General features: G+C 44.2%; 24 protein-coding genes. 13 read left to right on the top strand and 11 right to left on the bottom strand.

The annotated features are described in order from the left end of the window. Positions 1-12 precede the first annotated feature (12 nt). Both AC5WJX_RS14800 and AC5WJX_RS14795 read right to left on the bottom strand, forming a co-directional pair. Positions 13-693: a succinate dehydrogenase cytochrome b subunit gene (locus AC5WJX_RS14800; RefSeq protein WP_440428479.1), complete on the bottom strand. Its 681-nt coding sequence runs from the start codon at positions 691-693 to the stop codon at positions 13-15. Positions 694-864: 171 nt separating this feature from the next. After that, on the bottom strand, positions 865-2,388 hold the full coding sequence (locus tag AC5WJX_RS14795) for a Do family serine endopeptidase (protein ID WP_440428480.1): 1,524 nt from the start codon (positions 2,386-2,388) through the stop codon (positions 865-867). A gap of 103 nt (positions 2,389-2,491) precedes the next feature. On the opposite strand from AC5WJX_RS14795, the gene dapF reads away from it, so the two are divergent. Further along, the gene (dapF, locus tag AC5WJX_RS14790) at positions 2,492-3,301 is read left to right on the top strand and encodes a diaminopimelate epimerase (protein ID WP_494485131.1); all 810 of its coding nucleotides are present in this window, start codon (positions 2,492-2,494) and stop codon (positions 3,299-3,301) included. A 73-nt stretch (positions 3,302-3,374) separates the two neighbouring features. On the opposite strand, the gene AC5WJX_RS14785 is transcribed toward dapF, so the two are convergent. The 5 genes from AC5WJX_RS14785 to AC5WJX_RS14765 form a co-directional block, all read right to left on the bottom strand. Further along, entirely contained in the window at positions 3,375-5,663 is a 2,289-nt protein-coding gene (locus AC5WJX_RS14785) for a helix-turn-helix domain-containing protein (RefSeq protein WP_494485130.1), read from the bottom strand. Positions 5,664-5,751: 88 nt separating this feature from the next. Beyond that, positions 5,752-7,536 (bottom strand): DUF4153 domain-containing protein, encoded by a 1,785-nt coding sequence (locus AC5WJX_RS14780; RefSeq protein WP_494485129.1) that lies wholly within the window; start codon positions 7,534-7,536, stop codon positions 5,752-5,754. 35 nt (positions 7,537-7,571) lie between these two features. Further along, a complete protein-coding gene (locus AC5WJX_RS14775; RefSeq protein WP_440428486.1) occupies positions 7,572-8,267 on the bottom strand; it encodes a response regulator transcription factor in 696 nt (231 codons plus the stop codon). A gap of 57 nt (positions 8,268-8,324) precedes the next feature. Beyond that, positions 8,325-10,151, bottom strand: coding sequence for a sensor histidine kinase (locus AC5WJX_RS14770; RefSeq protein WP_494485128.1), 1,827 nt, complete (start codon positions 10,149-10,151; stop codon positions 8,325-8,327). A 120-nt stretch (positions 10,152-10,271) separates the two neighbouring features. Next, complete coding sequence (locus AC5WJX_RS14765) at positions 10,272-10,640, bottom strand: DUF3127 domain-containing protein (RefSeq protein ID WP_440428488.1); 369 nt, start codon at positions 10,638-10,640, stop codon at positions 10,272-10,274. A 71-nt stretch (positions 10,641-10,711) separates the two neighbouring features. Between AC5WJX_RS14765 and AC5WJX_RS14760 the strand changes: the two genes are divergently transcribed. From AC5WJX_RS14760 to AC5WJX_RS14715, 10 genes are all read left to right on the top strand, one after another. Beyond that, complete coding sequence (locus AC5WJX_RS14760; RefSeq protein WP_494485127.1) at positions 10,712-11,899, top strand: THUMP domain-containing class I SAM-dependent RNA methyltransferase; 1,188 nt, start codon at positions 10,712-10,714, stop codon at positions 11,897-11,899. A gap of 15 nt (positions 11,900-11,914) precedes the next feature. Continuing rightward, positions 11,915-12,568, top strand: a complete 654-nt coding sequence (locus tag AC5WJX_RS14755) for an HD domain-containing protein (RefSeq protein ID WP_494485126.1) — start codon at positions 11,915-11,917, stop codon at positions 12,566-12,568. A gap of 54 nt (positions 12,569-12,622) precedes the next feature. Next, on the top strand, positions 12,623-13,879 hold the full coding sequence (locus tag AC5WJX_RS14750; protein WP_494485125.1) for a putative DNA modification/repair radical SAM protein: 1,257 nt from the start codon (positions 12,623-12,625) through the stop codon (positions 13,877-13,879). Continuing rightward, complete coding sequence (locus tag AC5WJX_RS14745; protein ID WP_494485124.1) at positions 13,879-14,643, top strand: TIGR03915 family putative DNA repair protein; 765 nt, start codon at positions 13,879-13,881, stop codon at positions 14,641-14,643. The genes AC5WJX_RS14750 and AC5WJX_RS14745 overlap by 1 nt, the downstream gene beginning before the upstream one ends. 62 nt (positions 14,644-14,705) lie before the next feature. Then, the gene (locus tag AC5WJX_RS14740; RefSeq protein ID WP_494485123.1) at positions 14,706-15,731 is read left to right on the top strand and encodes a sensor histidine kinase; all 1,026 of its coding nucleotides are present in this window, start codon (positions 14,706-14,708) and stop codon (positions 15,729-15,731) included. A 127-nt stretch (positions 15,732-15,858) separates the two neighbouring features. Continuing rightward, positions 15,859-16,461, top strand: coding sequence for a hypothetical protein (locus AC5WJX_RS14735; protein WP_494485122.1), 603 nt, complete (start codon positions 15,859-15,861; stop codon positions 16,459-16,461). A gap of 222 nt (positions 16,462-16,683) precedes the next feature. Next, positions 16,684-17,238 carry a dihydrofolate reductase family protein gene (locus AC5WJX_RS14730; protein ID WP_494485121.1) on the top strand — a complete coding sequence of 185 codons (555 nt, stop codon included), beginning with the start codon at positions 16,684-16,686 and terminating at the stop codon, positions 17,236-17,238. 80 nt (positions 17,239-17,318) lie between these two features. Then, complete coding sequence (locus AC5WJX_RS14725; RefSeq protein WP_494485120.1) at positions 17,319-18,530, top strand: alpha/beta hydrolase-fold protein; 1,212 nt, start codon at positions 17,319-17,321, stop codon at positions 18,528-18,530. Positions 18,531-18,760: 230 nt separating this feature from the next. Further along, entirely contained in the window at positions 18,761-19,402 is a 642-nt protein-coding gene (locus tag AC5WJX_RS14720; protein ID WP_440428497.1) for a DUF47 domain-containing protein, read from the top strand. 11 nt (positions 19,403-19,413) lie between these two features. After that, complete coding sequence (locus tag AC5WJX_RS14715) at positions 19,414-20,427, top strand: inorganic phosphate transporter (protein WP_440428498.1); 1,014 nt, start codon at positions 19,414-19,416, stop codon at positions 20,425-20,427. A 23-nt stretch (positions 20,428-20,450) separates the two neighbouring features. Here AC5WJX_RS14715 and AC5WJX_RS14710 read toward each other — a convergent pair whose 3' ends face one another. Together AC5WJX_RS14710 and AC5WJX_RS14705 are read right to left on the bottom strand one after the other, a co-directional pair. After that, a complete protein-coding gene (locus AC5WJX_RS14710; RefSeq protein ID WP_494485119.1) occupies positions 20,451-21,107 on the bottom strand; it encodes an energy transducer TonB in 657 nt (218 codons plus the stop codon). Next, positions 21,082-21,663, bottom strand: coding sequence for an RNA polymerase sigma factor (locus AC5WJX_RS14705; protein ID WP_494485118.1), 582 nt, complete (start codon positions 21,661-21,663; stop codon positions 21,082-21,084). Before AC5WJX_RS14705 ends, AC5WJX_RS14710 begins: the two co-directional genes overlap by 26 nt. A gap of 110 nt (positions 21,664-21,773) precedes the next feature. Between AC5WJX_RS14705 and AC5WJX_RS14700 the strand changes: the two genes are divergently transcribed. Together AC5WJX_RS14700 and AC5WJX_RS14695 are read left to right on the top strand one after the other, a co-directional pair. Then, a complete protein-coding gene (locus tag AC5WJX_RS14700) occupies positions 21,774-22,523 on the top strand; it encodes a DUF4197 domain-containing protein (RefSeq protein ID WP_494485117.1) in 750 nt (249 codons plus the stop codon). 184 nt (positions 22,524-22,707) lie between these two features. Then, positions 22,708-22,935, top strand: coding sequence for a hypothetical protein (locus AC5WJX_RS14695; RefSeq protein ID WP_494485116.1), 228 nt, complete (start codon positions 22,708-22,710; stop codon positions 22,933-22,935). Between the two features lie 61 nt (positions 22,936-22,996). On the opposite strand, the gene AC5WJX_RS14690 is transcribed toward AC5WJX_RS14695, so the two are convergent. Further along, a complete protein-coding gene (locus AC5WJX_RS14690) occupies positions 22,997-23,359 on the bottom strand; it encodes a response regulator (RefSeq protein WP_440428503.1) in 363 nt (120 codons plus the stop codon). After that, positions 23,349-24,902 (bottom strand): PAS domain-containing sensor histidine kinase, encoded by a 1,554-nt coding sequence (locus AC5WJX_RS14685; protein WP_494485115.1) that lies wholly within the window; start codon positions 24,900-24,902, stop codon positions 23,349-23,351. The genes AC5WJX_RS14690 and AC5WJX_RS14685 overlap by 11 nt, the downstream gene beginning before the upstream one ends. Positions 24,903-25,005: the final 103 nt, after the last annotated feature.

Raw genomic sequence — 25,005 nt, 5'->3', positions numbered from 1 at the left:
AACGTTCTAAAATTATTTAATTAAACCTGTATAAATTGCCACAGGCATTAATGCGAAAAGCACAGAGATAATGATGGAATACCAAAATCCAAATGCTCTGATGATAGGCGAATACTTCTTATGGTTCCAGCCTAAAGTTTGGAATGCAGACGCAAATCCATGTAATAAGTGGTATGCAAGAGATACCATCGCAAGTACATAAAGAATAACAATTCCAAGATTCTGGAACTTGTCAACCATCACCGCATAAAGGTCTTCTCTACCTAAAGCATCCTCAGAAGGGATACCGGTAAAACGGGATACTACCCAGAAATCAGATAAGTGAACAATCAGGAAGATCAGGATTAAGGTTCCCAATAGTCCCATTGAACGGGAATACCATTTACTGTTTGCTGATCCATTGTAAGCAGCATATTTTACCGGACGTGCAGCTTTATTTTCATACACCAACTTCAAGCCCTGGTAAATGTGTGCCAGTAAACCAACAAATAGAACGATCTCACCTGCTCTGATAATCCAGTTGTGCGCCATGAAGTCTGCACCCTGATTAAATGTCTGTCCGCCATCGTTCAAAAAGATCAATGAATTCAGGAAAACATGCACAATTAGAAATAAGATTAGAAACAGGCCGGTAATACCCATTATTAGTTTTTTTCCAATAGAAGAGGAAAAAGCGTTTCCGAAACTAGCCATTTGATATTGTTTTTGTTTTTTGTTAGGCAAAAGTATTTAATAAAAGAATTAATCCGGTCCTAACACCTATAAAACTCCCCATAAACTTCAATTTAGAAACATTCTAAGTTTAGTGTAAAAAAAAATGGGAGACAGTTTTCACCGCCTCCCATCATCGAATTAAAAAACCAATTAAAATTTGAATGTATAGTTACCGTTAGGACCTACAGCCACAACTGTAGTCATCCCGGTTTTTGAAGTCGGCAAGGCCGCTTTCACATCAGCGCTGCTGTTCACAGGCTTTCCATTTACAGACGTAATGATAATACCTTCTGGCAGATCCAAGGAGTCGAACAACTTGCCTGGTGCTACTGAGCTTACCACCACACCGTTCTTCACGCCATATTTAGCTTTCAGTGCCGTTGAAGCTGGCGCAAACGAAGCACCCAGTTGCTCAATTGAAGTTCCGGTAGCTTTACCTGCAGCAGCAGTTTTTGGCTGGTCAAGGCTTTCATCGCCTTTAAGCGTTACCGTCACATCCCTGGATTTACCATCTCGCATGATCGTTAACTCCACTTTATCACCAGGACTCATACGGCCAATTCTCTCTTGTAAGTCTGGCGAATCAAAGATTTCAATACCTTGAACCTTTTTGATGATGTCACCTGCTTTGATACCTGCAGCGGCACCACCTCCGTTAGGAACAACGTCGCTAACATAAAGTCCGCTGATTTCTTTCACACCAAGTTCTTTGGCATAATCTGCATCAAGTTCGCGGAAAGAAACGCCAATGTAACCACGTTTAACTTTACCATATTTCTTGAAGTCTTCCAGGATCTTTTTAGCCAGGTTAATCGGAATCGCAAAACCATAACCTTCATTACGGCCAGATTGCGAAGCAATTGCCGCGTTGATACCGATCAGTTCACCATTGGCATTCACCAAAGCACCACCGCTGTTTCCTGGGTTGATGGCCGCATCAGTCTGAATGTATGACTCTATACTTCTGCTTCCAGGACGTTCAGGCAACTTTCCAGTTCTTCTGTATTCTTCATATTCTTCTCTGGTTGGTTGTTGTGCCTGATCCAGAATACCAATTTTACGAGCTTTTGCACTAACAATACCGGCAGTAACCGTGGTTTGAAGATCCAGCGGGAAGCCTACAGCCAACACCCATTCACCCACCTGCACTTCATCAGAGTTACCCATTTTAACTACAGGTAAATTGGCTCCATCTACTTTAATTAAAGCTAAATCGGTATTCGGGTCACGACCCACAACAGTGGCTTCTACCTTTCTTCGGTCGGAAAGGATCACTTCTATTTTAGATGAGTTTTCCACCACGTGGTTGTTGGTCACGATATAACCATCCGGGGTCAGGATCACGCCTGAACCGGATGCCGCTCTAGGTGCGCTGCGCATTCCGCCGCCACCGCCAAAAAACTCTTCCATCATATCAAAAGGAGACTCCACTCTTCTTCCCGAGCTCGTAAATGTGGTCCGGATATGAACTACCGCCGGCGAAACCGCTGAAGCGGCCTGGATAAAATCTACAGATCCTGCCGACGATATCTTTATGGGGTTATTTGCAAACAGCACATTCTGCCTTTCAGCCAACGTCATTCCATCCGTATTGCGCTCTAAAAGTTTATAGGCGCCAATTGCTGAAGCACCACCAACAAGCGCAGCGATCAGTATTATTCCTATTTTTTTCATATATGTGTTTTAGTTAATTTTTATTATTTATCCTGACAGGTTCAAATTTAATACCATATAAACGATATTTGTGCCATCCTAACCTGTTTGGTTTTGTTAAAAAATGTTAAAGGAAAATCCGGAAATGAACAATATACCCTTTTTTAAATACCAGGGCGCTGGTAACGACTTCATTTTGATTGATAACAGAGGACTGGATTTCTCCTATTTAACTGAAAAACAGGTAAACATACTATGTAACAGGCGTTTCGGCATTGGTGCCGACGGCCTGATGCTGCTCCAGAACCATCCAGATTACGACTTCGAAATGCATTACTACAATGCAGACGGCCGTCTGGGAAGTATGTGCGGAAACGGCGGGCGCTGCATTGTCGCGTTTGCGAAAGCGCTTGGCATCATTGACGAGGAAACGAACTTTCTGGCAGTTGACGGTGCACATTATGCCAAAATTTCAGCGACAGGCAGCTGGGTAGAGCTACAAATGATTGATGTTCAAGACATCCAGCTTGATGAGAAAGCCTTTGTGCTTAATACAGGATCCCCGCATTACGTACTGGAAGTTAGCAACCTGGAACAACTTGATGTTTTCGCTGAAGGAAAAAAGATCCGCAACAATGACACCTATAAAGAAAAGGGCATCAATGTAAACTTCATTGAAGATAAAGGTGATCACTATTTCATCCGGACTTTTGAGCGTGGCGTTGAAGATGAAACCTATGCCTGTGGCACTGGCGTAACCGCTGTAGCACTTGCTAAAGCGCATGAAGCGAAAGCAACAGGTCACTTTTCCAAAGCTATCAAGGTTCTAGGCGGCGATATGCGTGTGGAGTATGACTACGATGGCAAATCGTTCAGCAACATTTTTCTATGTGGCCCTGCTGAGCAAGTATTCACCGGCCAGATTCAGATCTGAACTTAACCACTGGCGAGTGTATATCCTGATGCTGACGCTGCAATTCAACACTGTTAGACCTTGCTTACAAATGCTATTCTGATTCCGCCAGATGCGCCGCCAGGCCGATCTTGATTTCCCCAAAACTGTAATCCCTGCCTAAATGCTCGCGGATTGGGTTAAGCTGCATGGTTTTTAGCTCCCTGATCGCAGACATGATCTTGCTCAACTTCCTTTTATCCATCAGCCCCGTAGCAGGAATCTCCTGAGTAGCTACATAATGTGCTAAATGCGCTTCTACAGTGCCAGCAACAAGCTTGCGCTCCCTAGCAATCTCCGCAACCGACAATCCTTGCCTATGTAGCTGCAAGGTAAGCTCTTTGGTATCCACTTTTGGAACCTTCTCCTTAGGCTCCGCTTTCTTCTTTGTCGTTCTGCTTTTTGGCTTTGCCTTGACCTCGTTAAAGTCGAGCGTGTTATTCGGCATGTTGAAAACCTTCTGCAACTGAAACGCACGATCTGCCTCGTTCAACAGCTTGTTTACATCATCCTTTGTAAACTCCTGCTGCTCCATCGTCGCCTTCAATAAAGCTGTCGCCTTGCGGATAGACTTGAACTTCTCATAAAACAAGGCCTCCATCTCCAGCAATTCCGTCAGAAACGCCACCACCTGCTTGTCTTGTTTTACCAGCTCCATGCGCTCGAAGATGTTCTTAGACATCTGCTGCAACTGCGGATTGAAGTAGTTCTCCGCAGCCAAGGTACGTTCCAGCAGTAACCGCATACCTGCTTCAGTCCTATCCTGGTACAAACGCAAGATCTGCGACATGAACTTGTTCGCATGCTGCTTCAGCGCAGTAAGCTCCTTTAGCAGGGCTTGCGCCCATTTATGATGCTTCTGCTTGGCCGACTTACTCATGTCCTTTGTGTAAGAATGCACGTGCTCATACACGTAGTTGTCCAGCGCAGATAGATCGAAACACTTCAACAGGTAGTTCCTCAAGAAGTGCTCGCTTTCCGCTTTAACCTGTTCCCCTAAAGCATCCACCTGCTGTTTGCGACGCGAGAACAGATCTACATTCGGATCCTGACGGATACCTGAACCCGCAAGCAGGGAGGTTAAGATTAAGCCATCCAGCGACCGTAACCTCGACAGCGCTACATAGATCTGGCCAGGTGCAAAAGCACCACCAATATCAATAATGGCCTTATCGAAAGTTAAACCCTGACTCTTATGGATGGTTATCGCCCAGGCCAGCTTGATCGGGTATTGCGTAAACTTACCAATAACCTCTTCCTTGATTTCATTTGTGACTTTATCTGTGGTGTACCGGATGTTCTTCCAGGTATATTTCTCCAAGATGATCTTCTCATTTACCCCTTCTGTCTGCACCGTAATGGAATCCTTCTGCAGATCGGTAACTGTGGCAATCTTGCCATTGAAATATCGCTTCTCTGGTGTCGGGTCGTTTTTGATGAACATCACCTGAGCACCCACTTTAAGCTCCAAAACATGCTCTGCCGGGTAAGAAGATTCGCTGAACTCATCCTCCACCTCCGACTTATAAAACCAACTCGGAGCCTTCAGTGCTTCCAAACTGCTTCTGTTCATCAGATCAGCCTTTTGGTTATGCGTCGTTAAGGTGATGTATTTATCATTTAGATCCGGCACAAAGTTCTCGCGGTAGTAAGATTTCAGCAGGGCCATATCCTGCTCCGTTACGGAATTGTTCCGAAGGTTGTTCAGCAGACTGATGAAAACCTCATCTGCCTGCCGGTAGATCTTCTCCAGTTCAATGTACACTGGTGGATTTTGCTGTAAAGCTAAAGCATCAAAAAAGAAAGCGCTCTTGTAAAACTCCCCAAGCAGGTTCCATTCTGAAGATTTTACCACGGGCGGCAGCTGGTGCAGGTCGCCGATAAAAAGCACCTGTACACCCCCAAAGCTCTCGTTGCTCTTGCGCACATAGCGGAGCACCATTTCAATGGCATCCAGAAGATCTGCTCGAAGCATACTCACCTCATCAATGATCAAGAGTTCCAGATCCAGAAAGATCTTCCGCTTGGTCGCATTCATCTGCAGGTGACGGGTGATGGTTTTCGGCGTGTTGTATTGTTGATTGTAATGACTGTCGCCCGAAGATGGCTGCTTCGGCAGGTAAGTACCGAAGGGCAGTTGAAACAGCGAGTGTATCGTTACCCCGGCAGCATTGATGGCCGCAATACCTGTTGGCGCCACAATGACCGCCTTTTTATGTGTAACCTGGATCAGGTTCCTAAGAAAGGTTGTCTTACCTGTACCCGCCTTTCCTGTAAGAAAAATATGCCTTGAAGTATAGTTGATAAATTTGGCAGCAAGTTCAGCAGGATTCGAATCAGTCATGCACAAATTTACAAAACTAATCGGTCAACCGGCCAGAATTAAGAATACGTAAAGCAATATTAACTTCAATAACAGTGTTGCTTCCGAATTATTTAGTGCTTTTCAAACGAAGTAAAAAGACACCTTTGAAAGTTCCAGATTCACGTTCAGGATTGTCGCTAAAATCTATTGCTGTGACCAGAAAAACACCACTTACATACTTATTATCTATAGGAATCTCCATCCCATGCTGCGGCAGTTCATAACCCTGAATACCGGTTTTAATAAACTTGAGTTGTCCTGCAGCAAAGGCCGCATCAACACGATTTTTCACCACACTAACATCTATGGTATCTGTTATTTCCTGCATCTTAACCGAAAGCTTATAAGGCCCGAGCACTGCTACCTCTACTTGCAAGTCTTCAAGTTCAAACGTGATATCATTTCTGTACTCCGGTAGTGGAACCGCATAATCAAAGCCCCTCACCTGAAGCGGCCGTTGAGATGTCGCCCGGTAGACCTGGAAGTTTCCAGTGTTGGAATTATCCTTAACCTTTAGAATTGCCAGTGCCGTATCAATTTGCCTGGCTTTGACATCATACTTTAATTCGCTGCCTCCTACCCGTTGCTCAAAACGATCTTGCAACGGCTTTAGATCCCTTGAAGTAAAGGACTGCAGCGACATTATACCATGATTTTGCACCAGATACCTGATGATCTGTGGCTTTTCTTTCTGGGCAAAAGCATCATCCTGCTTCAGCATCTTTTCCAATCGTTTCGTCTGTGAATACTTCGAAACCATAAAAGCACTCTGCGGTCCATAAACAGCAAACAAAGCCAGAATACATAAGCTCACCGGTATAAATTTGATGTTCTGCTTTTTGCTGAACAAATTGTACCCCGTTACAATCGTGAGCCATAGCGCAAGAAGAATCAAAATGTACCTTGCCTCGGTTATTCCATAAACAGAGACCCGCTTCCATACTGCCAGCAGGAGTAGCACAACAAGGGGAACCATCATCACATAGAAGAACCTGGCGAAAATGCGCATCCAACCATTCCCTTCCTGGTCTTTAATCGGATAGATCAACAATAACGACAAGATTCCTGCGACAGCATAGCCTAGAATCAGTGTAGACACATAACCTTTGGGAAGCGACCAGCTCATGAGAATTTTCCCCTCGTAAGCCAGCAGAATAAGCAGGTAAACACTTAACAGCGGTATCAGTACATACTGTGTAAAGATCTTTAACCATTTAGGATATTCCTGCGGCACTTCGTTGATCGCCTTATAATCCTTGGGCACGCCAGATAAAAAGAATATGGTCATAAACCCGACCATCGTCAGGCACACAATATAGCCATACACATTGCCCGACATTTTCAAATCAAAGAGCGCATTGGTGGAACCAACAGCGATGTACAAGCCGATTGTAAGCACAACCGAAAAGATTCCGGCGGCTATGAGCTGCAGGAACAAGCGCTCATTATACGCCCAGAAACCATTAACATTACCCCGGCTAATGAAAGGCGCAAATGAAACCAACAGGTGAAAAGCAAAACCCAGTAACAGCATACGAAGTACATCCGCATCATATAATACCGGATTTAGCATCACATACAAGAAAATACAAATCAGAACTGCAGCTAGCCGTAGTCCCCACTTTCTCATTGACGAAAAACCATGGCTTTCTGCAAACAAATCAGCAGCAAGTAGCAGTGTCAAAGCAAAGTTGCAGCACGCCAGCAGCTTATCGATAAAACCTAATGATGGTTTCTCAATGCGCAAAATGCAAACACCAACGGCAACAATCGTAACCAGAACCTGTAACGGAAAGCGACGGAATACCGCCATAGTTTCATCCAAAAGGGATTGAAGAGAAGGTAGTTTCATGCTGAACATTTGCACTAAATGTACTTCTTCAGCTGTTAATTAACCAATAATTTATACCCCTTACCATGAACATTTAAAATCTCGACATTCGGATCCTCTTTCAAATACTTGCGCAGTTTGCTCAAAAACACATCCATACTGCGGCCATTGAAGTAATTATCATCATGCCAGATGCTCAATAAAGCCTGTTCGCGGGTCAACACCGAATTCTTGTTCAAACAAAGCAACTGCAATAACGCCGCTTCCTTGGTCGACAACTTTTGCTGCTGCCCATTGAAGTAGATCATCTGTGTCGTGAAATCGAAAGTGTACTTTCCTATTTCGAACTGCGTCTGTACAGGTCCACTAGGTTCAGGCTCTTTTGCTGCCACACGTTTCAGCAGCGCATTAATCCGCAGCAGCAGCTCTTCAATCCGGAAAGGTTTGGTGATGTAATCATCACCACCCAGATTATACGCCGAGGCCTTATCCTCCATCATGGCCTTTGCTGTCGCAAAGATGATCGGTACATGTTCATCAATCGCCCGGATCTCTTTACCCAGGGTAAAACCATCCTTTTTCGGCATCATCACATCCAGAATACAGAGGTCGAACTTATGTTTGTTGAACGCCCGTAAACCTTCATCTCCATCGGTAGTTAAAACCACATCAAATTTCCCCTTCAGCTGCAGATACTCCTGCAACAATATACCCAGGTTCGGATCGTCCTCTACTAATAAGATTTTTTTCATCGGTTTATATTCTAGTTAATGTGATGCATGCATAGACCTGGAAAACCCAGGAAGGTTTCATTTGATCAGCGGTAAAGTAATGATAAACACCGTACCCTTGTCTTTCTCGCTCTGCACTTTGATCGTACCACCTAGTTGCTTTACAATATCCTGAACATAGTTCAGTCCAAGACCAAAGCCTTTTACATCATGCAAATTTCCGGTGGGCACCCTGTAAAACTGATCAAAGATCCGCTTGGAATGTTCCCGGGTGATCCCGATACCCCTGTCGGCAACCTCTACAATCAGGTTTTTCTCCGTGTTTCTCGTGCGACAAGTTATTTGTGGCGCATCAGCGCTGTACTTGATGGCATTATCGATCAAGTTATACATGACGTTCGACAAATGCAGTTCATCGCCCATAATGGTTGACTCCGTAGCATCCAACTGCATGGTTAAGGTTGCACCATGTTTCTGAAGCTGCAAATGCATACTTTCAGTTACCGCAACCATCAGGTCATTCATGTCTACCGCATTCCTTTCCAGTTGCAGCTCATTTTTTTCCAGCCTTGCGATGCTCAACACCCGTTCGATATGGTTGCCCAATCGTACATTTTCATCATAGATAATGCCTGCAAGCCTGTTAATGCGACTGGTGTCTTCAACAACCTCAGGGTCTTTCAGTGCTTCACTGGCAATCATGATTGTCGCTACAGGCGTTTTAAACTCATGCGTCATGTTGTTGATGAAATCATTCTTCATCTCCGATACTTTTTTCTGCCGTAGGATAGTATACAAGGTATAGGAGAAAATAAAGATCAGCACCAACAAAAGGATACCTGAAGATGCCATCGTCACACGCATGGTGTTAAATATTGCCACATTCTTATCCGGGAAACTCAGGTACAACATACCGGGATCGCGGATAATATCATTAAACAAGGTCGTTTTGAAAGTATTTGCCGGCATTACCTCATCCATCGGATTAGAAGCCTTACTATAAAGTACCGAATCCTGTTTTGCCAGCTTCACCCAAAAGTCGTAATCCAGCGTAATATTTTTATTCAGCAGTTCCTTCCGGATCAAAGTATCCAGCACATCTTTGGAAATCCGCTGGGTTAGTGGCTCATTCACATTGTGCATCTCCTTTGCCGCCTCTTCCACCACATCCACATCATCGGTATTGTACAGCCAGGAAGTATCAGATTCCAGTTGCTTTAAACTCTCCTGGTACCTGCGCTCCGCAATAGCCTCTTCACTTCTAAACTTGGCAGCAAGTCCCGCATCCACACTCGGCAGGGAGATCTTGTATGGGCGCCCATCAACCTTGCTATACGCAAGATAGCGGATGCTGTCGGGCAGCTTACTTAGTCCCATGGTGAAGGTTTTCGCATTCTCATGCTTCATGCTGTTCCGCATCTTACCGTTTACCATGTTGAAGTTTTCATCCAGGCCGATACTCACATCAAAGTTCAGTGGTGTTTTCTCCTGGTCGCCAAGGGCGATGAACTCCGCTTCAGAAACAATGGTTGGATACAGGAACTCCGCGCGGATTACGCTATCCTGAAAGTTCAGGTCGGCCAGTATCCTTTTCTGCTGATTGAACCGGCGTTCACGTTCATCCTTCAGCTGCTGCTCCTTCAGTGCCGCAATGGCCTTAATCTGGTTTGCACGGTCCATACGGCGCTTGGTACGCCATTCTACGTCTTTTTTGTTGTAGTGCTTAAACGCGTACCGGCGCTGCACCTTGCTCACCACCTGACTGAGTGCCTGGTTCACATTCTGCTCAAACAGCTGAGAATTGAGGCTATACGCCTGTTTGATGTAATACAACTGCATTACAACAACACCCAGCAAAGCTGCTGTCATCAGTCCTGTGATAAACCAAAAATTCCTCTTCTTCATTATACTCAGGTAAAATTAACGAAGCCCTGTGGGAAAGATTTTAATTTAACATTTTTTAACAGCATAAAAAAAACCGGGACCCGCCCGGCTTTCGCATTAAATTGTTTCCTTAAAAAGCTCTTAGAAAGGCAAGTCGTCGTCATCACCTGGCTTGCTGCTCAGGTCAATCGGCGGTGCATAATCAGGTGTAGCACCTGCGCCTGCATTATTGCTTATAGTATTGATTCTCCAAACAACCATACTGTTGAAGTATGATGTTTTTCCAGTTTTATCTGTCCAGGCACGTCCGCGAAGGTTGAAAGAAACTTCAACTTCATCTCCTACTTTTAAGCCATCAAACAAAGAGGTTTTATCCTGCATTGCTTCAAATCTTAAATATTCCGGATAGGTCGGGTTTTCTGCATACTCCACAATCAGGTCACGTTTTTTGAACGTTTCACTGATTTGTTGTACTGCTCCGATCTCGTGCACTCTTCCTTTAATTTCCATAACAAATACGCTTTTATTCTTCTTGCAAGTTCAAATCTCTATAATTTTATTGATAACTTCGCACAATAATTATGCAAGTTTTCCACACCAAAAGTAAGGTTATTATAACCTGTAACAAGAGGCTAGCCAGCTACCTTGCCGATGAAGTTTCCGCATTGGGTTACACCATCATCAGGTCTTTTCCTACCGGCGTTGAGCTTAACATTACCCTCACGGAATGTATAAAACTCAATTTAAACCTTCGCTGCGCAAGCCAGATCCTGTACCAGCTGAAAAGCTTCAAGATCAACAGCCCCGAAGAACTCTACCGCGAAGTGGTCGACATGCCTTGGGAAGAGCTGATCGATTTCGCCGGATATTTCTCTGTTACCTCAAATGTGGATAACGAAACCATCACCACACCACTGTTCACCAACCTGAAAGTTAAGGACGCAATTGTTGACCGCATCAAAGAGAAAAAGGGTATCCGCCCGAATTCTGGTGCCGACGCCAACAAGACCGTAATTCACCTTTACTGGAAAGACGAAAACGCAGATATCTTCATTGACACCTCGGGTGAAACACTTGCCAAACACGGCTACCGTAAGATTCCTGGAAAAGCGCCCATGCTTGAAGCGCTTGCTGCAGGTGTAGTCATGAGCACCAAGTGGGATATGAAATCGCCTTTCATCAACCCCATGTGTGGATCTGGAACTTTAGCCATTGAAGCGGCATTACTGGCCACCAACCGTCGCCCGGGACTGTACCGCATGAACTATGGTTTCATGCATATCCTTGGCTATGATGAGCAGGTTTTCTTCGCAGAACGCCGCATACTTAAAGATCAGGTAGTTAAAAACCTAGACCTGACCATTGTTGCTTCTGATATTTCAGAAGATGCTGTTGATGTAAGTCGCAAAAACGCGAAAACTGCAGGAGTGGATACGCTGATCACTTTCGAGGTCTGCGACTTCGCCGAAACCCCAGTTCCACAGGATGCCAACGGCGTTGTGGTTTTCAACCCGGAATATGGCGAGCGTCTTGGAGTGCATTCACAGCTCGAGCTTACCTACAAACGCATTGGTGATTTCATGAAAAAAGAATGTAAAGGTTATACCGGCTACATCTTTACGGGCAATCCAGATCTTGCAAAGAAAATCGGACTTAAAGCTGCACGTAAACTTGAGTTTTACAATGGTAAATTAGATTGCCGTATGCTGGAGTACGAATTGTATAGCGGTAGCCGCAGACCAGAAGGCGAACGCCCGGTAAAAGACTAGAAACTTCAAAGAAGCATGCAAGAACAGGAGATCATTCAGCAAACTATTGATTTTGTAAAAAGAACACTGGCTGGTGCCGAAGCTGGCCACGACTGGTTTCATATTGAGCGTGTTTACAAAACTGCATCAACCATAAACGAATCTGCACAGGCCGATACCCTGGTGGTATCACTGGCGGCTTTGCTGCACGATATTGCCGACAGCAAGTTCAATAACGGCGATGAAGAGATCGGTCCACGGATCGCCGGTGAGTTTATGGCAAGCCTGAACCTCGCGCCTGAAATCATCCTGCATGTAAAACAGATCATCCTGAACATGAGCTATAAAGCAAGCCTGGGTACCGTGAGTTTCCACTCCAAAGAACTTGAGGTGGTACAGGATGCTGACCGCCTGGATGCTATTGGCGCCATCGGCATTGCCCGCGCTTTCACCTATGGCGGCTTCAAGAACCGCGTGCTCTATGATCCTGCCATTCCTCCGGTAGAAAACATGAGCAAAGAAGCTTATAAGAACACCACTGCACCGACCATAAACCATTTCTACGAAAAGCTATTGCTGCTAAAAGACTTGATGAGAACGGAAAAAGGCAAAGCAATGGCGCAACAAAGACATGACTTCATGCTCCAATACCTGGAACAATTTTACAAAGAGTGGGAAGGCAAACGCTAATATGCTAATATTTTTAGCCTGATATTTGCTATCTTTGTTAGTAAATATCATCCTATGTCTGAACGTATTAGAGAAAAGCTGAATATTCTTGCTGATGCAGCAAAATATGACGTTTCTTGTTCCTCCAGCGGCGGCACCCGTAAAAACGACAACAAAGGCCTTGGCAATAGCCATGCTTCCGGAATCTGCCATACCTACACCGAAGATGGCCGCTGTGTTTCCCTGCTAAAGATCCTGCTCACCAACCACTGCATTTTCGATTGTGCCTACTGCGTGTCCCGCAAAAGCAACGACATTCAACGTGCTGCCTTCACCGTAGAAGAAGTGGTAGAACTCACCATGAACTTCTACCGTCGTAACTTCATTGAAGGACTGTTCCTCAGCTCCGGTATCTTTAAGAATGCTGATTTTACGATGGAGCGATTATTACGTGTGGTTAAGAAACTCCGCCTGGAAGAGCGCTTTAACGGTTACATCCATTTGAAGACCATCCCGGGTGCCAGTGAAGACTTGATCCGTGAAGCGGGTATGTATGCCGACCGGATGAGCATCAACCTGGAAATGCCAACGGAAAGCGGACTTAAACTGCTCGCACCTGATAAATCACACCAGGAAGTGATCGATCCCCTGAATATGGTGCAAAAGCAGATCCTGCAGTTCAAGGAAGAAAAGAAGCTGATCAAAAGCGTTCCGAAGTTCGTACCTGCAGGCCAGAGTACACAGATGGTGATCGGAGCTACACCGGAAACAGATAAGGACATCATGCAAACCGCAGATACTTTCTACAAAAACTTTTCTTTAAAGCGCGTCTATTATTCCGGATACATCCCAATCAGTAACGATAACCGACTGCCGATGCTGGGCAGTCAGCCGCCATTAATTCGCGAAAACCGGCTCTACCAGACGGACTGGCTCATGCGCTTCTATGGCTTCAATGTCAACGAACTGCTGAATGATGCCAATCCACACCTGGACATTGATATTGATCCCAAGCTAAGCTGGGCACTGCGGAACCTGCATTACTTCCCGATAGACATCAATGTAGCAAACTACAAGATGATCCTGCGTGTACCAGGCATCGGCGTTGGCTCTGCCAAAAAGATTGTACAGGCGCGTAAGTTTGGCAAGCTGCGCATCGACCAGCTAAAGAAGATCGGAGTGTCCTACAACCGCGCAAGACACTTCATCAAATGTGCAGATACCCCCTATCAAATGAAGGATTATCAAAGTACCCAGATCAAGTCTTTCATCCTGGCCGAAAGTCAGAGTAAATACCTGAAACACGACACCAGCCAACTTATACTTTTTTAATGCAGACCTACCTCTTTGATGGCAGTATGGAAGGCCTGCTCAGCGCGGTCTTCGAGTGGTTCGAGCGCAAGCCCGGTGAAGTAAACCTGCGCAATGAACGGCTGTACCAACCAGGCGCATTTGAACAATGTATGCAGGTCCTGTCCAACGAGCAGCAGGCTGCCCGCGTATGGAAAAGCTTGCAGCAACGGCTGGATAAAGGCTGGGTTCGTCACCTCACCTGCGCCTACCTTTCCGAAAAACCTGAAACACATGAACACCTTTTCCAGCTGATCTGCTACCTGTTTCAAAACCCGCCAGGGGCCGAAAACAACTACGGCAATGAACATGTGCTTGAAGTGGCGCAGATGGCACGCAAGGTAGAACGGGAAAAGCATCGTATGGAAGCCTTCATCCGTTTTCAGCATGCCGCAGACGGGATCTTCTATTGCGGCATCGACCCTGATTTCAATGTACTGCCCCTGCTTGGTAAACACTTCCGCAACCGATATCAGGATCAGCAATGGATCATCTACGACCTGAAACGCCATTACGGGCTCTTTTTCGACCTGAACACGCTGGAAGAAATCACCATGCAACGGGCAGAAGAGCACAACCTGATGAACACTAAGTCGGATGTACTATCGGAGAAAGAAAACCTCTATGCCCTTTTATGGAAAGACTACTTCAAAAGCACCAACATTCCTGCCCGTAAGAACACCAAACTACACGTACAGCATGTACCGAAACGCTACTGGAAATACCTTACTGAAAAACAGGTATAATTTTGATGAAATCATCATGTCAGCTTAATTTGAAATTTAAATAATACTCGTAGCTTACACACATGAAGTTAAGCGTCCTCGTATTAATCACTGCTTCAGCAGTAGCCATCTCCATTGCTCTGGTAAACTTCCATTTTCAGGGTAGCCTTTATTACATGCTGGTATCTTTCGGGGTATCATTCATCACCAGCTTTATCGTATTCTACTACCTGTTAGAGAAGTATATCTACTCTAAGATCAAGCTGATCTATAAGCTTATCCATAACCTGAAACTTGGTAAGGATCTCAAAGATGCTTTGGGTGAATACGTAAGCAGCGACCCGATCAATGATGTGGAACATGAGGTTAAAGAATGGGCACGCGAGAAAAAGAAAGAGATCGATGTGCTTAAAAAACAAGAACAATTCAGGCGCGAGTTCCTTTCCAACGTATCACATGAATTTAAAACGCCATTGTTTGCCATTCAGGGTTATGTGGAAACCGCGTGTGACTGCCTGCATGATGACCCGGATACCGCGAAAAACTTCCTGAACAAGGCCGGCAAAAACGTAGAACGTTTAAGCTACCTCATCAATGACCTGGACTCCATTTCCAAGCTGGAAACTGGTGAGATCCCAATTAATTATGAGAAGTTCGACTTTGTACATCTTGCCCGTGAAATCATGGATGGCATGGAAGACAAAGCAAAAGCTAAAGGCATAGTGCTGTCTTTCAAAGAAAAATACACCACGCCGGCAATGGTCTGGGCAGACCGCGAGAAGATCCGTCAGGTTATGATCAACCTGATCCAGAACTCCTTAAAATATGGTAAAGAAAATGGCTCTACCGCCATCAAGATCTTTGAACTGCATGATCAATACCTTATTGAAGTGACGGATGATGGCATCGGCATCGACGAAAAACACCTGCCAAGGCTTTTTGAACGCTTCTACCGGGTAGACTCTCACCGCGCCCGTGAAGTAGGTGGCACAGGGCTTGGTCTGGCCATTGTGAAACATATTCTGGAGGCACATCAGCAAATCATCTCTGTACGAAGCACCCTGCTAATCGGGACCACATTTGCCTTTACTTTAGAAAAGAAGAGTTAGGTTGTCAAATTCTAAAAAGGTGCCCCTTGGCTAAAACCAACAAATTAGTTTGCTTGATCGAGCAGTCTCTTGGGACGTAAGTATGGCGGTACCGGATCTTGGAATACATATCATCAATCATTTAATCATGAGTCGAGTAAAATTCGCTTTTTTGCTACTCGTACTAACAATCTTTAGTTGCGAAAAAAAGGTTACCGAGGAGGAGTTTGAACAAGATGTTTTGAACGAGATATTTTTAAAGGTTGTTGATTCGACCTATAAGGATCGAAGACTTTATACAAGTTTCCCGGAAAGCGGGAAAGATGTTTTTGATCATAAGGGGAATTGGATTGGAAAAGACACCGTTGGCCAATATAGAAAAGATGTTGTTCATGAAAAAAGATTGGAAGCTTCAAAAAATGACACACTTAACCTCATCATTGCTATTGGAAAGGGCGGCTTGATCGACGACAAAACAGAATTACAACGTTTTAATAGTCGGAAGTTCACGTTTAAGCACCTTTCCGAATTACAACCAGCCGCTGAATATGAGAACTGGATTGCTAAGTACCCTAAGTTTGCAGGTGTTTTAGTGTTTTCTAATATAAAGTTTGATGTTACCAAAGAACATGGGTTCTTAAATGTAAGTTATTATTGTGGAGGAAAATGTGGTCTGGGCTACAAAATCACTATTAAAAAAATCGACCATAAATGGGTGATCAGCAAAGTTGAAGATACATGGATTTCGTGATCCGAAGCCGAAAGAAGGACTGACTCCCTACTGGAGACATAGAGACAAGCCATGTTGCTCGAGGAAGAAGGACATCAATAATCAAATAATCCAAAAATGAAATCAGTGGGTTGTTGCTTACTGGGAAGAAGCTGAGCTTGGTGAGGCTATTGAAGCAGAATAGTACGAAATGACTAGAGACAAAACGCTAAAAATCTTTCAACCTTTAGCTATTTTTATAATATGAGAAAGGTATCATTTTGTTTAAACATTAGTCTGGATGGCTATTGCGATCACACCATAGGCGAGCCTACTGAAGAGCTGATGGAATATTTTACTTGGATGATGGACGATGTGGATCTGCTTTTTTATGGCCGGGTCATGTATCAGCTCATGTTTCCTTACTGGGCCGATGTTGCAAAAGACCGCTCCGGCTCTGCTGCGGAAATCCGGTTTGCGGAAAGGCTTGTCTCCATTGACAAGGTGGTGGTGTCTCGATCTCTGGAAACCATGGACAGCAAGACTACAATCATCAGGGATGACCCAGCAGCTGAACTACAAAAACTGAAAGCGCAGCCCGGCAAAACGATTTCGGTTGATACCGTAAGCATGTTGCCCGAACTGATGACGGCGGGCCTGATCGATGAATTTCATTTAGTTGTGCACCCCGTTATAGCGGGCAGTGGAAGACATTTACTTAATGCCGGCAGCCTCCCCGAAAAATTTAAACTTGAACTGGTAGAAACGCGGACCTTCAAGAATGGCTGCATAGCACTTCACTACCGTAAGAAGGAATAATGTTAACTGATTAAAAGGTAAATATTCTGAAGTATAAAATATCTTAGCACCAGAAACGCAAAAATATCCAAATCAAATTAATGAAATCACTTTATTGTTCTGTCATCTTCCTGCTATTATCTTTTTACGTTCAAGCACAAGAAAATACTCGCTTCATTACTGGATTTTCAGATACCATACCTTCAAAGATCTTAAGACAGGATCGTGAAGTTCTGATACATATTCCTAAAAGCAATGGTGGAGCCAAAATAAAAGATCGAGGTAATTATCCTGTGATCTACCTGTTGGATGGTATCGAAAATTTTAATAGTGTCGTAAGTATTACCGAGCACATGGAAGAAACAAGCCTGTGTCCTCCAATGATTGTCGTTGGGATAGCGCAGTCCGACAGGTTAGCTGAATTAACAACCGGGTCTGATAAAGATTTTAAAGGGTTTGTTGGAAATGGAGAGAGGTTTATGTCTTTTATCGAAAATGAGCTTATACCTTACATTGATCAAACTTATCCTACCACAACATATAAAACCTTTATAGGCCATTCGGTAGGTGGCTTAACTGTGATGAATACGTTACTTCACAAACCGAATTTGTTTAATGCATATATTTCCCTGGATGGTGCCTTGTGGTGGAATAAGGCGAAAGTTGTAGAAGAGGCAAAAACCATGTTACCTACTCACAATTATAAAGGAAAAACGCTGTATATGGCTATGGCAAATCGATTGGAAAGAGGAATGGATACGCTGACTGTCCAGAAAGATACAAGTGAAAATACAGACCTTATCCGGGCGAATTTAAGGTTCATAAAAGAACTCCAAAAAGCAAATCAAAATCAACTACGTTACAGATTCAGGTTTTACGAAGATGATAACCACCCCTCTGTCAGGTTTATCGGGGAATATGATGCACTTAGATACATTTTTGATTTCTATAAACTTAGAATATACGACAGTGAAATGGCAGATCCGAACTTCAGTCTGGATTCGTTGTTAGTGGCGCACTATAACAATGTTTCTATGCAGATGGGTTATACCATAAAACCTGCTGAACGCCAAGTGAATAGTTTAGGTTACCAGATGATCGCTACCAAACAGTTTAAAAAAGCAGAATCGTTATTCAAACTCAATGTTGCAAACCATCCCAACAACGGGGATTGGTATGACTCTTTAGGAGATTTTTATGTTGCTGTCGGCAATAAACCCAAGGCTATAAATGCTTTTAGAACAGCTTTAAAGCTGAAAAATATTCCGGAGAGCAAAGCAAAATTGGAAAAGCTACTTAGTGAAAAGAAGTAACTTTGATTATAGGCTTAACAGAAGATTACACCAAATCTCCCGATCCTAATTCCCGGAAGCCGAACTTTGACAACCTACCTGTAGCCTACCACGAATGTACCCCTAGCGTCACATTACCCAATCTGCCTTCAATATTCTTCTTTTCATATTACATTATTGTGAAGTGTTAACATTAACTTAACATTGCATGGCTACTTTTGCAAGGTATTCAAGTTTCCAAAACACATACAATGAACAACCTTTTTAAGTTCTTTACCCCAAAAGACAAAAAATTCCAACCCCTCTTCGAGCAGGCTGGCAGCAACATCCTTCGGATCTCAGAAGCTTTACTACTTGCATTAAGCACCACTGATCTTGAAAAAAGAAAAGAACACATTAAAGAGATAGAACGCCTTGAGCACGTTGGCGATGACATTACCCACTCTATCTTTCTTGAACTAAGCAAGAACTTTATCACGCCTTTTGACAGGGAAGATATCCACGCACTAGCCAGTGCAGTTGATGATATCGCAGATTATATCCACGCATCTGCAAGCAACATCGAACTATACGCGATCACCAATATTGGCGATGCCATGATTAAACTTGCAGAACTGCTGGTTGAAATGTGTACTGACCTTGAAAAGGCGATCAAAGAATTGAGAAGCTTTAAAAACATCAGGGTTATTGCTGATGCCTGTGTAAGGATCAACAGCGGCGAAAATCAGGCAGACTACGTTTGTAACCTGGCGATTGCACGTTTATTTGAGTTTGAAACCAATGCCATTGAACTGATCAAGCAAAAAGAAGTGCTGCAGACCCTGGAACTGGCAACAGATAAATGTGAGGATGCAGCAAATGTGCTGGAATCCATTTTGGTTAAAAACGCTTAAAACAAAGTAAAATGATAACTACCTTATTGGTTGTAGTAATTGTACTTGCTATTGCGTTCGACTATATCAATGGTTTCCATGATGCAGCAAACTCGATAGCAACCATTGTATCTACCAAGGTACTCTCCCCCTTCCAGGCTGTGCTCTGGGCTGCCGTGTTCAACATGGCTGCTTACTTCGTTTTCACAGACCATAAAGTTGCAAATACCATTGCTAAAACCGTTTTTGAAGAGTTTATTACCCTGGAAGTGATCTTATCCGGATTGCTTGCTGCAATTGCCTGGAATCTTTTTACCTGGTGGTTCGGCGTACCATCAAGTTCTTCGCACACGCTGATCGGTGGTTTTGCCGGCGCAGGTATGGCGAAAGCACTAACCATGGGTAGCAGCGCCTTTGCTGCGGTAAACTTTGCACCGATCTTAAAAGTAGTTGCCTTTATCGTGCTTGCCCCGGTAATTGGTATGATCATCTCCGTGCTGATCTCCATCATCATCATGCACATCTCCAAAAATGCAAGGCCCTCTACCGCTGAAAAGTGGTTTAAAAGACTGCAGCTGATTTCCTCCGCGGCATTGAGCTTTACACACGGTGGTAACGATGCGCAGAAAGTAATGGGTATTATCTATGTGGCCATGATCTCTGCCAATGCTTTATCTCCTGGCGATGCCATGCCAGAATGGATCCCGATAAGCTGTTATGCAGCCATTGGTTTAGGTACCATGAGTGGCGGCTGGAAGATCGTGAAAACCATGGGTTCTAAAATCACCAAGGTAAATGCTTTTGAAGGTGTTGCAGCAGAATCTGCAGGTGCCGTGACCTTAGGTATCACCGAACATTTCGGTATCCCGGTTTCCACGACCCACACCATTACCGGCTCGATCGTCGGTGTAGGTTTACTGAAAAGGGTGTCAGCCGTACGTTGGGGTGTAACCGTAAGCCTTCTATGGGCATGGGTACTAACCATCCCGGTTTCCGCAACCCTTGCAGGTTTAACCTATGCCTTTGTACACTACGTGATCTTATAATGAAAAAACCTGCCGAGGCAGGTTTAAAAATCAATATTCAACTTCATTACAAAAGCTGGATCAGGCGGGGTTTCCCAGTTCGGTCCAGCTTTTAACAGTCTAAGGGCTTCCGCATCGTAAACTTTCCCCAGGCTCTTGTAAACCATGATATTCTCCGGCCTGCCATCTTTACCAATCGTAAAAGACAACTCTACGGACTTACCAATCGTCTCTTTTTTCGTCAGCTGATTGTTTTCTTTCAAATAGCTGAAATAGCCTGGCCAACCAACCGTTGGTTTAGCCTTATCCATGGCATGTGCCGGATCCAGGTTCACTTCAACTACTGCCGGTGCTTTTGCCTTTTGATTGTTGTTATACTTCATCCAGAAGATGATACCCCCCAGGATGAAGATCAACGCTGCGGTAGCAGCAATACTCAGGCGCTGCCCGGTAATCACTGATTCTTTTTTACTTTCTTCATGGCCAGCAATGCGGGTTTCAAGCTGCTTTTGCAACAACGATAAGGACTGCCTGGATCGCTTTGGCGACTGGCTCAATCCAGCCAAGGCCTGCGCAACAAAAGGATCTTCCAGGGCTTCACGTTCCACCCGGTACATCATCTTGTCATCAAGCTTACCATCCAGGTAATCTTCAAGCACATCAATATCTAACCAGTTACTGTCCTCCACTATTTTTTTCAATACAGATTTTTAAATTTCTTTTGCCATTCTGGATGTAGCTTTTAACCTTTTGCAGGTCGTATCCCGTAATAGCTGCCACTTCTTTGTAGTTCTTCTCCTGCAGGTAAAACAGGTCTACACTGATCCTTTGTTCCGGGGGAAGGGTTTCCATGCACATTTCCATGGTACTTAGCTGCGTTTCCTTAGCATTATCCATATCAAGATGCACAAAATCACTGTTTTCCACAAGTCCTTCCTCCAAAGAGACCACATTATTTTTGCTCAACTTCCGCAGCGCCATTAAACAATGGTTCCGGGTAAGCACATGCAACCAGCTTTTGAAGTTCTGAATCTGGTGCAGCTTAACTTTCAGCACGAGCTCCTCGAAGATCTGCATCACCGCATCCTCGCTTTGCTCCTCATCCTTGAAGTAATTCAGGCAAACACCATATACCAGGTGCATGTAGCGATTGTACAGCACACCAAGCAATTCCAGGTCGCCCGTTTGCTGGTACCTGGATATTAATTCAGCATCTTCCAGCTGTTTTAATTTGGTGTTATCTTTTATAAACTTCAAAGCGTCATCTTATAAAATCAAGTATAAAGAAAATTTCTCATTCCTCTTAGGAGAATCAACGACAAACCGCCCGAAAAAATTACTGGCTGAAAATTTGCAATTTTGCCGGTATGAAAAAATCATCTTTAAGAAATGCTGTGATGCTGACCATTGCCTCCTGCTTTCTATTTATCAGCAGCTGCGATGTGCAATCACAAGCCCAACTGGGAAATATTCTGAAGCAGGCAGGTGCCACAGGCACCCCGAGCACGCTTGAGATCGCCTCAGGCATCAAACAAGCACTGGAAATCGGAACTTCAAACGGAGCAGACAAGCTATCCGCGAAAGACGGCTTCCTTGGGAATATGGCCGTAAAGATCCTTTTCCCACCTGAAGCGCAGAAAGTTGAAACCGCCCTTCGTGGTGTGGGTTTGGGCAGCGTGGCTGACAATGTAATCACCAGCTTAAACCGTGCTGCGGAAGATGCGGCAAAAGAAGCCAAGCCGATCTTTCTTGCCGCCATTAAACAGATGACCATTACAGATGCTACAAACATCCTGTTGGGCAAACAAGATGCTGCCACAGACTACTTCAAACGTGTTACCACCGCACAGCTGATGACGAGGTTCAGCCCGATCATAGGCTCCAGCCTCAATAAAGTAGGTGCAACAAAATACTGGACCGAGGCCGCGAACAGCTATAACAAGATCCCATTGGTAAAACCCGTTAATGCAGATCTTACAGCGTATGTAACTCAAAAAGCAATTGACGGCATGTTTGTACAGGTTGCCCAGGAAGAACTACAGATTCGCCAGAACATCAACGCACGCTCTACTACCCTGCTTAAAAAAGTGTTCGGTTACGCAGATAAAAACAAGTAATTAAGTGGCATAAATCGAGGTAGCACTTTCGGTTCCTGGTCGCCTCTTCGCCGCCTATTGTTCGCCTTTTCTTCGCCTATGCTTCGGCTCCAGGTGAAGAAAAGGCGCTAGGGAGGCGCTGAATAGCCGAATCAGGTCTTTTTGATATCCTGATTTTTTAGTATTTTCAGAAAATTAACTGCTTATGTTATTGACGTTCATCAATCTGGGAGCAACAGAAATATGGCTCCTGATACTCTTCATTTTCTCTACGGTAGTCTTTGCTGCCTACAAAGTATTAAGAAACGAACGTGGAATTTCCATGATCTTTTGGCTGGTTGGGATCTTTGGTGTTCCACCAATCTTTGCAATGATCTATCTGCTGAAGACCTACGCATTCGGCAGCAGCTTAGCAAGAACTGGCGAACAATAAACGAATATTTAGATCATATGATTGTTAAGGGCTGCTTTCAGGAAAAAGCAGCCCTTAACAATTAACTCAGATGCCCCTGAATTTTGGTAACCAGGTCATTCACATCGAATGGCTTAGCAATGAAAGCTGTAGCACCTGCTTCGGCGGCTATTTTATTTCCTTCAGTGCTGGCGGAGATCACAATAACCGGCAGCTCCTTTGTTCTGGCATTCTGGCGAAGTGTTTTCAGCACCTGGTCACCCGAAAGTACCGGCATCCATAGATCCAGCAGCACCAGATCGGGCTGTTTCTTTTCAATCAGGTTGTAAATATTCAAGCTATTCTGTTCAGGAATGACGTCAAAGCCGGCATCTTCCAAGATCAGGCCGAGCATGTCCAAAATGCCTTCATTATCATCACAAACTAGTATTGTCTTATTCGTCATTTCCCTTTTGATTTAATGGCAACGTAAAACTGAATGTTGAGCCTTTTCCTTTTTCACTATCCACCCATAATGAACCTCCATGATTCTTCACGATCTGGTCACATAGGTATAATCCGATTCCCATTCCAGGAAAACGTTGCTGGATCTCTCCAACGCGGAAAAACCGTTCAAAGATCCGCTTTTGATTTTCATAACTGATCCCCATTCCAGAATCCATCACGGACACTTTAATGTAGTCGCTTACCAAGGATAAATAGACCACCACTTCCGGAGATTCAGGCGCGTATTTAATTGCGTTAGAGAGCAAATTTGTTATTACTTGAACAATATGCGGTTCATCACCATTATACGTTATGCCAATTTTTCCCTTAATAACAATTTTCGGGCCTACAGAAGCAAGCTGCATGGCTTCGACAGTTTCTGCCACCATCTTATCAAAGTCAAAATAGGCCCTATGTACTTCGATGTTACCCGTTTGAATCCTGGAAACATCCAATAACTCAGCAATCAGGTTATTCAATCGGTCGATGTAGCTGGCAGTTTTAGTGACAATAGACCTGTACTTTTCACTTGCATTTTCGGGCATTAAGCGTTCTAATACCTGTACATACCCTTTTATGGTTGTAAGCGGTGTTTTCAGCTCGTGACTGGCGATAGAAAGAAAATCGTCCTTTCTCCGTTCTATCTCCCGGCGCTCCGTGATATCTTCAATCGCAAGCAGGATCCGATCTTTATAATTTCCCTGCAACTCCACCCGGTAGGCGTTCAGCAGCATTAGCTTCTTGCCGATGTATGGAAAGTCATGTTCCACCTCAAAATTCTCCACTGGATTGCTGGTTGGTAAAATGCTTACCAATAATTCTTTAAGTTTAGGGATATCCCACTGCCCATTACCAAGATCATAAAGGTGCTTTCCAACGGTATCTTCAATATTTACTTTGAATGTTCTCAAAAAATGATCATTGGCACTTAATACGTTGAATTTCTGGTCGAGTACAATTAAGCTTTCCCGAACGGTCTGGATAATACTTGCCAAATAATCTTCACTATCTTTCAAGCTTTGCGTACGCTCTTCGATACGCTTTTCCATCAGGTCCTGCTGCATCTTAAGCTCCTGCTCCGCTTTTTTGCGAAGGGTGATGTCATTCTGCACCCCTATGAAATGGGTTACTGTACCTTTTTCATCCCGGATGGCCGACATATAAAGCTCGTTCCAGAAAAGTTCTCCGTTTTTACGGTAGTTGCGAATTTCTACACAGCAGTCCTGACCATTCTGAACCGCGTCCCGCAATACAAACCTCATTTCCTGATTACGATCGTCTTTCTGCAAAAAGCGACAGTTATGGCCAATGATCTCAGATCTCAGGTACCCAGTCATTTTTTCGAATGCAGCATTGCAGTAAATAATGGGATTATCCGGCTGTAGGTTATCGGTCAGGATGATACCGGAAATTGAAGCATCGATAGCCTTTGAAATAAGTTCAAAGTCCTTTTTGGTGTCTTGGTGGCTAAAAGAGAACTCACCGTTGTTGATATTGTCCAATGGTAATGTTTATTGAAAATCTGAGATTCAAAGTAAGTTATTATTCCGCTAACAACAAAAAAGCCGCCAAGGTTCTCCTGGCGGCTCAATTATAGGATGATGA

The organism is Pedobacter sp. NEAU-ZC8 (assembly GCF_059278965.1).
Note: the sequence above shows the minus strand (reverse complement) of the source record. Positions and strands in the feature narration are given on the sequence as shown.

Coding starts and splice junctions, on each gene's coding strand:
- AC5WJX_RS14800 (WP_440428479.1), bottom strand. CDS start 693: ATGGCTAGTTTCGGAAACGCTTTTTCCTCTTCTATTGGAAAAAAACTA.
- AC5WJX_RS14795 (WP_440428480.1), bottom strand. CDS start 2,388: ATGAAAAAAATAGGAATAATACTGATCGCTGCGCTTGTTGGTGGTGCT.
- dapF (WP_494485131.1), top strand. CDS start 2,492: ATGTTAAAGGAAAATCCGGAAATGAACAATATACCCTTTTTTAAATAC.
- AC5WJX_RS14785 (WP_494485130.1), bottom strand. CDS start 5,663: ATGACTGATTCGAATCCTGCTGAACTTGCTGCCAAATTTATCAACTAT.
- AC5WJX_RS14780 (WP_494485129.1), bottom strand. CDS start 7,536: ATGAAACTACCTTCTCTTCAATCCCTTTTGGATGAAACTATGGCGGTA.
- AC5WJX_RS14775 (WP_440428486.1), bottom strand. CDS start 8,267: ATGAAAAAAATCTTATTAGTAGAGGACGATCCGAACCTGGGTATATTG.
- AC5WJX_RS14770 (WP_494485128.1), bottom strand. CDS start 10,151: ATGAAGAAGAGGAATTTTTGGTTTATCACAGGACTGATGACAGCAGCT.
- AC5WJX_RS14765 (WP_440428488.1), bottom strand. CDS start 10,640: ATGGAAATTAAAGGAAGAGTGCACGAGATCGGAGCAGTACAACAAATC.
- AC5WJX_RS14760 (WP_494485127.1), top strand. CDS start 10,712: ATGCAAGTTTTCCACACCAAAAGTAAGGTTATTATAACCTGTAACAAG.
- AC5WJX_RS14755 (WP_494485126.1), top strand. CDS start 11,915: ATGCAAGAACAGGAGATCATTCAGCAAACTATTGATTTTGTAAAAAGA.
- AC5WJX_RS14750 (WP_494485125.1), top strand. CDS start 12,623: ATGTCTGAACGTATTAGAGAAAAGCTGAATATTCTTGCTGATGCAGCA.
- AC5WJX_RS14745 (WP_494485124.1), top strand. CDS start 13,879: ATGCAGACCTACCTCTTTGATGGCAGTATGGAAGGCCTGCTCAGCGCG.
- AC5WJX_RS14740 (WP_494485123.1), top strand. CDS start 14,706: ATGAAGTTAAGCGTCCTCGTATTAATCACTGCTTCAGCAGTAGCCATC.
- AC5WJX_RS14735 (WP_494485122.1), top strand. CDS start 15,859: ATGAGTCGAGTAAAATTCGCTTTTTTGCTACTCGTACTAACAATCTTT.
- AC5WJX_RS14730 (WP_494485121.1), top strand. CDS start 16,684: ATGAGAAAGGTATCATTTTGTTTAAACATTAGTCTGGATGGCTATTGC.
- AC5WJX_RS14725 (WP_494485120.1), top strand. CDS start 17,319: ATGAAATCACTTTATTGTTCTGTCATCTTCCTGCTATTATCTTTTTAC.
- AC5WJX_RS14720 (WP_440428497.1), top strand. CDS start 18,761: ATGAACAACCTTTTTAAGTTCTTTACCCCAAAAGACAAAAAATTCCAA.
- AC5WJX_RS14715 (WP_440428498.1), top strand. CDS start 19,414: ATGATAACTACCTTATTGGTTGTAGTAATTGTACTTGCTATTGCGTTC.
- AC5WJX_RS14700 (WP_494485117.1), top strand. CDS start 21,774: ATGAAAAAATCATCTTTAAGAAATGCTGTGATGCTGACCATTGCCTCC.
- AC5WJX_RS14695 (WP_494485116.1), top strand. CDS start 22,708: ATGTTATTGACGTTCATCAATCTGGGAGCAACAGAAATATGGCTCCTG.
- AC5WJX_RS14690 (WP_440428503.1), bottom strand. CDS start 23,359: ATGACGAATAAGACAATACTAGTTTGTGATGATAATGAAGGCATTTTG.